Origin of the sequence: Phormidium sp. CCY1219, assembly GCF_035615515.1 — a bacterium.
In the GTDB taxonomy this organism is placed as follows: Bacteria; Cyanobacteriota; Cyanobacteriia; order Cyanobacteriales; family Laspinemataceae; genus CCY1219.
Genome location: NZ_JAJENT010000500.1, coordinates 1 through 7,800 on the forward strand (window position 1 = coordinate 1; position 7,800 = coordinate 7,800).

General features: G+C 52.5%; 4 protein-coding genes. All 4 read left to right on the plus strand.

The genetic code is table 11. From position 1 onward, the window contains the following. Positions 1 to 209: 209 nt before the first annotated feature. The 4 genes from LKK83_RS12990 to LKK83_RS13005 all read left to right on the plus strand — a co-directional run bounded on the left by LKK83_RS12990 (position 210) and on the right by LKK83_RS13005 (position 7,668). Positions 210 to 995, plus strand: a complete 786-nt coding sequence (locus LKK83_RS12990; RefSeq protein ID WP_324631579.1) for a DUF4058 family protein — start codon at positions 210 to 212, stop codon at positions 993 to 995. Between the two features lie 96 nt (positions 996 to 1,091). After that, on the plus strand, positions 1,092 to 2,540 hold the full coding sequence (locus LKK83_RS12995; RefSeq protein ID WP_324631580.1) for a cobyrinate a,c-diamide synthase: 1,449 nt from the start codon (positions 1,092 to 1,094) through the stop codon (positions 2,538 to 2,540). Positions 2,541 to 3,280: 740 nt separating this feature from the next. Further along, the gene (locus tag LKK83_RS13000; protein WP_324631581.1) at positions 3,281 to 5,077 is read left to right on the plus strand and encodes a ShlB/FhaC/HecB family hemolysin secretion/activation protein; all 1,797 of its coding nucleotides are present in this window, start codon (positions 3,281 to 3,283) and stop codon (positions 5,075 to 5,077) included. Beyond that, complete coding sequence (locus tag LKK83_RS13005) at positions 5,029 to 7,668, plus strand: CHAT domain-containing protein (protein ID WP_324631582.1); 2,640 nt, start codon at positions 5,029 to 5,031, stop codon at positions 7,666 to 7,668. The genes LKK83_RS13000 and LKK83_RS13005 overlap by 49 nt, the downstream gene beginning before the upstream one ends. The last annotated feature ends 132 nt before the right edge of the window (positions 7,669 to 7,800 follow it).

Genomic DNA, 7,800 nt, shown 5'->3' on the forward strand with positions numbered 1-7,800 from the left:
TTGCGAGTCGGATTTTACCTTGTTTTTCTGTAGGTTGTCAGTTTGGCGTAAATTTCATAAAATTAAACCATCGGGAGTGGTTTAAATTGGCGCGCCCTGGTTTCAATTATAGCCAAATCGGGGAGAACGCGATCGCGCCAGAAAAATCCCGCGCCCACCTCTAACGTTATCCCTCAATTCTAACTCACTGTTCTATAGGAGATAAAACCATGTCTTCTCCCTTTCCTGGAATGGATCTGTACTTAGAAAATCCCGAAATTTGGCCCTCAGTTCACAATCGATTGATTGTCGCCCTGGCGGATGCCCTGACGCCACAAGTGGTGCCGAAATATTTCGTCGATATCGAACAAATAATTTATGAAATTAGCGGCGATGCCTCGCTTTTAGTGGGCATTCCCGATGTGACGGTGCAAGGCGGAAAAGGAGGAAATGCGCCCTTAGAAGAATCGGCAGTTGCAGTGGCATCACCGCCTACGCCGATGACTGTAGATGTGCCCATGCCAGAGAGAATCAAACAAAGCTATTTAGAAGTTCGAGAACGGGAAAGCCAAAAGGTGATAGCGGCGATTGACATCCTATCTCCTGTGAATAAAACGGCGGGAAGAGGGCGAGAAAAATACGAAAGCAAACGGTTGAAAATTTTGGGCAGTAGCACGCATTTAATCGAAATCGATTTGTTGCGAAGTGGGGCACCGATGCGGGGGTGCGAGGTGGCGGGGGAATGTGACTATCGGATTTTAGTCAGTGGCAGCGATCGCCGCCCAAAAGCAGATTTATATGCTTTTATCATTCGCCATCAATTGCCCCAGTTTTCTTTGCCTTTGCAAAGGGAAGATGCGGAACCGATAATCGACTTACCGGATTTATTAAATCAATTGTACGATCGCGCCCGATACGATTTGAGACTCGATTATACTCAAGACCCGATACTGCCTTTTTCAAAGAGCGATCGCCCTTGGGTAGATGCGCGCTTGCGGGCGCAAAATCTGCGATAATGAAAGGGATATGATGCCAAATTGAGGGAGGGATTAACCTCGCTTGTCGTTTGGCGTCATGCAGTTAGGCGAGTTCATGGATAAAGGGTAGAAAACATGGCGATCGTGATTGCAGGAGAACGAAGCGGCGCAGGGAAAACCACCCTGACTCTAATGCTGTTGGCGTATTTAACCCGCCACCAGTTAACGGTGCAATCGTTTAAAGTCGGACCGGATTATATCGATCCGATGTTTCATCAGTATGTCACGGGGCGTGCTTGTCGCAATTTAGACCCGGTTTTGACTTCGGAAAACTATGTGCAGCAGTGTTTCCATCGCCACAGTCAAACCAGTGAATGTGCCCTTGTGGAAGGGGTGATGGGATTGTTTGATGGGGTCAGAATGACGGATAAGCTCACAGTCGGCGATTTTGCCAGTACCGCGCACATTGCCAGAGTGCTGGGATTGCCGGTGGTATTGACCATTGACTGCTCTCGTCTCTCCGGTTCCGTGGCGGCGATCGCCCAGGGATATAGCACCTTCGATCCGCGCGTGCAACTGGCGGGAGTTATCCTCAACCGGGTGGGGAGCGATCGCCATCAGCAACTGCTCGAAGATGCCCTCGAACCGCTGCAAATTCCCATTCTCGGGGTATTGCGACGGGAAGATAAAATTGCCATCCCCGACCGACACCTGGGGTTAGTGCCCACTGCAGAACTGCCAGAACTCGATCGCGTCATCGATCGCCTCGCACATCTGGCAGAAACCTGCTTGAATTGGGAGCGATTGCTGCCTCTACTTCGCACTCAACATATAACCCCTCCCGAAGTCGCTGGCCTCACAATAGATACGCAAAATGTCAATTTTCAATCGGCAATCCGAATTGCGATCGCCCGGGATGCAGCGTTTAGTTTCTACTATCAAGATAACCTAGATTTGCTTGCCGCCCTTGGTGCAGAATTAGTCCCCTGGAGTCCTTTAGGCGATCGCGCCTTACCCGAAGCAGTGGGAGGGTTATATTTTGGCGGCGGGTTTCCGGAAATGTTTGCCGAACAACTGGCGAACAACAGCGATGCCTTACAGGCGGTGAAACAGGCCATAAAACAGGGAATGCCCACCTATGGGGAATGTGGCGGGTTGATGTACTTAGGGGAAAAAATAGTAGATTTTGCCGGAGAAAGTTGGCCGATGGTGGGGATTTTGCCCACCAGCACGGTGATGGGGACAAAATTAACCTTAGGATATCGACAGGCAACGGCCCTGCAAGACACCCCCATCTTACTAGCCAAGCAGAAGGTTTTCGCCCACGAGTTCCACCGATCGCACTTAACCCGAGAACCCGAGTCTCCCCTATTTCAAATCCAGAGTTTTCAGCGCGGGGCGATCGCCGCCACTGAAGGATGGGGAGGGACAGTGAAACAGGGTACCGCCTTTCCCCAGGTGCATGCATCCTATCTGCATTTGCATTGGGGAGGCACACCCGAAATTCCCCGGCGATTTTTACAAAACTGCCAGAGATTTGCCCGAAAAATGGGAACTTCAGAAGGCTTGCGTTACAATCGCTGATGTAAAGCTATCGTTTATTGTAAAGCTTTGTAAAAAATAGTGGGCAGTTTGGAATCGGTGTGTTAGCTTAATACTGGACACCAAAAGAGATAGAAAAAAAAGGAGGGAAACGAAGAAGATACGGAAGGTTCCTGGATCTGGTGTCACCCGTCTAGAGAACTGATGCAGCGCCCCCTCTACGGGTCAAGCTGCGATCGTTGTCCACCCGAGTAAGAAAGTCTGAGACGTACCTTATTTTAGTCTATTTCACTGAACAGTTAGAAGAATCGGTCATTCGTTTTGTACCGGGTCTAGTCATTGACTAGGCCCATCAGTTTTTTTAGAGGACAATTGCAGACTTCCAGTCGCTACAGCACTGTCCGGGGATGTAAAAAATTGATAAAAGACGCCAGAGATGCAAGGAAGCCTCGGTTAAAATAATCAAACCAGAGAAAAATCCCGATTAATAGCATCGCCAAAGAAAATAAAAGCACCCGCCTGGATTGGGAAACCAGTTGGCATTCGAGGAGAAAGAGGTTAAAGTGCTCTCAGGTGCATCTGAGAGGAGGGATTTTCCGTAATCGAAGCGAAGCGATCGCCCGAGTCCCAGAGTACGGATCCATCCAAATCGGATTCTCTTCTCCCGCCGCCGACTCCCGAGGAGTGGGTCGGGGAACCCCGCCAGAATTTTGTTTGCTATTGAAGTCGGACAAAGCAACTGGCTTAATTGACTTGTGAGATGCAACCCCCACGAAACAGTCATGTGGTCTAGAGAAAATTTTCCCAATTTGAGCTTATTGTTGCCCAGTGGCGACGCCCACACCAAAACCCATTGGTTTTATCTCACCCTTGCCATGCTCCTGTGTAGCATCAACAGTGGGAACCTCAACGCGCAACCCATCGATCCCCAGACAATTCCCAATCCCCTGCCCCGCATCACCCCAGAGCCGGCGGAAGAACCACCCCTGTTGCCCCCGCCAGAAGAACTGCTGCAACCCCCAACCCCCAGCGCAGAGCCGGCCACACCGGGTCTCGATCCCGGCGGGACAGTTCCGGGCACCATCGAAGTCGAGCGATTTGAAATCCTCGACAGCAGCATATTTAGCCAAGAGCAATTGGACAAACTGCTCTCCCAATATACCGGTCGGCCCCTTTCCTTTGCCGAACTGCTGCAAGCGCGCAGCGCCATCACCGAACTGTACAACCAGCAAGGCTACATCACCACCGGTGCGTTAATTCCCCCCCAGACCCTAGAAAACGGCGTAGTCCAAATCCAAGTCGTCGAAGGGGGACTCGAAGAGATTCGAGTCATCGGCACCGATCGCCTCAGTCCCGACTATATCCGCTCCCGGTTAGGGCGAGCCACCGACAAACCCATCAATATCGACGAACTGCTCGAGGCCCTGAGACTGCTGCAACTGGATCCGTTAATCGACACCATCTCCGCCGAACTCTCCGCCGGATACCGGCCCGGGCAGAACTTGCTCGAAGTTCGCATCACCGAAGCTCCCGCCTTTCGCAGCGAAATCACCCTAGACAACGGAAGAGCGCCCAGTGTGGGCACCTTCCGGCGCAAAGGAGTATTGACCCACGGGAACCTATTCGGATTCGGCGATCGCCTCAATATTGCCTACAGCAACACCGATGGCAGCGATCAGTGGGACGTAGACTACACCCTGCCCATCAACGGTCGCAACGGCACCCTCACCGTCTCTCACAGTCGCACCAGCAGCGAAATCATCGAACCCCCCTTCGATCGCGTGGATATCGAAGCCAAATCCCGCAACAGCGAACTCACCTTCCGCCAACCCCTGGTGCAATCCCCCACCCGGGAATTCACCCTAGGGCTGACCGCCGCCCGTCGCGAAAGCAATACCTCCATTTTAGATGTGGCCTTTCCCCTGTCCCCCGGGGCCAACGAAGACGGCGAAACCCGGATTTCCGCCTTGCGATTTTTTCAAGAATGGACCGATCGCAGTTCCCAACAAGTCTTCGCCGCGCGATCGCAATTCAGTCTCGGCGTCGGTTGGTTTGATGCCACCGTCAATGCCGAAGAACCCGACAGCCGATTTCTCGCATGGCGCGGACAGGCCCAGTGGTTGCGGGTCCTCGGGTCCGACGACGCCAATCCCGAAACCTCCCCTACCTTATTGCTGCGCGGCGACGTGCAACTGGCAACCACCTCCCTGCTAGCCTTGGAACAGTTTGGTCTCGGCGGGTTGCAAAGCGTGCGGGGATACCGCCAAGATGCCCTGCTCACCGATAATGGGGCGCTTGCTTCTGCAGAAGTTCGCTTGCCGGTTTATCGCACGGAAGGGGGCGAGTTTAAAGTGCAAGTCGTGCCTTTTGTGGATGTGGGGGCCGCCTGGAATAACGGCGATCGCGAAAATCCAGACCCCAATACTTTGGCCTCTGTGGGCCTGGGGTTGCAACTGGATTTTGGCGATCGAATTCGCGCTCGTCTAGACTGGGGATATCCCCTGGTTGATATTGAGTCGAGGGATAGAACGTGGCAAGAAAATGGCTTTTATTTTTCGATTACTTCCTACCCGTTTTAAGAGTGCTCCTGCGCGCCGGAAAACGGGCAAAAATCCGTAAATTTTGCGCCGTGGCGGTGGCGGTTTTACTGCTGAGCTTACTGCTGCACTCGCAAGTCATGGCGCGCCCGGGAGACGCTTTAGTGCAACGAGGTCGGCAATTGTACGATGCCGGTCAGTTTGCCCGGGCGGCGCAGGTGTGGGAAAATGCGGCGAGTAGCAGTGCGGCGCAAGGAGATGAGTTGCACCAAGCGATCGCTCTGTGCAATCTCTCCACCGCCCTGCAAGAACTGGGAGAATGGGATAAGGCGAAATCCGCCATCGCCCAAAGCTTGCAATTGATTGGCGATCGCGCCGATACCGATTCTACCGCCTGGTTGCGCGTGTTGGCACAAGCGCTCAATACGCGCGGGAGTTTGGAATTGACCGTTGGCGACCCCCGCGCCGCCCTGAACCTGTGGGAACAAGCTACCGATGCCTACCGCCACGCCGGGGATGAGGCGGGGGTCTATCGGGCCTGTCTCAACCAATCCCTCGCTTTGCAAAGTTTAGGGCTTTATCAGCGCGCCTTGGATACCCTGGAAGGGTTGAATCAGAGGTTGCAATCTCAACCGATTTCCGAGATGAAGGTGACGACCCTGCGCGCTTTGGGCAATACTCTGCGACTGCTGGGGGATTTGCCCCAATCTGAGGCGGTGCTGCGCGAAAGTTTCTCCTTGGCGCAACAGTTGCGATCGCCTAAAGCGATTAGCGAAACCGCGATCGCTTTGGGCAATACCGCCCGGGCGCGCAACAACCCCGCCGCCGCATATGAATTTTACCAACAAGCTGCGATCGCTGCCCAATCACCCGCCACCCAAGTCCAAGCGCGACTCAATGCCCTCTCTTTAATCCTGGAAGAACCCTCGGACACCTTCGCTCGCGACTACTTGCCCCAGGCGATAACTTGGCTGCCGCAAATTCAAGCGCAATTGGAACAATTACCCCCCAGTCGCATGGCGGTTTTCGCCCAAATTAAATTCGCCCAAAATCTTCTCAGATTTCCGGATAAATTGCCAACTACACTCATAGGAAATCAAACGCAAATTGCCCAGCTTTTAGCTCAATCCGTGCGCCTGTCTCGCCAATTAAATGACAAGCGCGCCGAATCTTATGCCCTGGGAAATTTGGCCGCCGTTTACGAGACTAAACAACAGTGGGCGGAAGCGCAACAACTCACGGAAGAGGCTCTGGCATTGTCCGAGGGGATTAATGCGGTGGATATTGCCTATCGTTGGGAATGGCAACTGGGACGCTTGTTAAAGGCACAGGGGAAAGTTTCGGGTGCGATCGCCGCCTACGCTCAAGCGGTGGAATCTCTCGAAGCGTTACGGTTGGATTTAGTTACCGCCAATCGCGAAATTCAGTTTTCTTTTCGCGATCGCGTCGAACCGGTTTATCGAGAGTTTGTCTCCTTGCTCTTGCAACCGGGAAAAAATGCTAAACCCACGCAAAAAAACCTGCGTCAAGCGCTGCAAGTGATGGAATCTCTGAAGTTGGCAGAATTGGATAATTTCTTCCGCGATGCCTGTGTGGATAGCCAACCGGTGGAACTTGACAAGCAAATTCTCGACCCCAACGCCGCGATTTTTTATCCGATTATTTTGGGCGATCGCTTAGAAGTAGTTGTCTCCCTCCCCGGGCAACCCCTACGCCATTATTCTCATCCCAATCTCTCCCAAGAAAAGGTCGAAGAAACTCTGATAAATCTGCGAAAAACCCTCGTTACTCGCACTTCCCGCAACTTTTTGACTTACGCCGAAACCATTTATCAATGGGTCATCGAACCTTTTGCCACAGATTTGGCTGACAGTGGCGTAGAAACTTTAGTGTTTTTGCCCGATGGATTATTTAGAAATGTGCCAATGGCTGCCCTTTACGATGGGGAACAGTTTTTAATCGAAAAATATGGCATTGCTTTGAGTCCCGGATTGAAGCTCATCGACCCCCAACCGCTGGAAATGCAAGAGTTAGAAGCTCTCACTGCTGGCATTTCTCAAGAACGTTTTGGGTTCTCTCAATTGCCGAATGTGGTGGTGGAAGTTGAGCGGGTTTCTTCTACCCTTTCTGGGGTGGTTTTGCTCGATGAAGCATTTACGCGCAACGCCCTGCAAGAGGAAATTATCCAAACCCCTTTTCCTGTGGTTCATATCGCCACTCATGGTCAGTTTAGTTCCAATGCTGAGGAAACCTTTATTCTCGCTTGGGATGAGCGCATTAATGTCAATCAATTGGATACTTTATTGCGGGTTCGCGATCGCACCGGCAACCCCCGCGCCATTGAATTGCTCGTTTTGAGTGCCTGTCAAACCGCTACCGGTGACAATCGCGCCGCCTTGGGTCTCGCAGGGATGGCAGTACGCGCCGGCGCACGCAGTACCCTCGCCACCCTCTGGTTCATCGACGATGCCGCTACCGTCCCCTTGATGGGCGAATTTTATCGTCAGTTAAATCAATCCCAGGTCACCAAAGCTCAAGCCCTCCGCACCGCCCAGCTCGAACTCTTGCAAACTCGCCAATATCGTCATCCCATTTACTGGGCACCTTACGTGTTAGTGGGCAATTGGCTTTAGGCAAGGTTGCTGGTTTGTTGACTTTTTCGCCCCCAAGGGAATGAATTTCGGGTAAAATAGACTCGATGGGGCAGGCAGGACTTAAGCGCAATGCGTAAATTGCTTAAATGCCCTGCCTGCCCCATCGAGTTT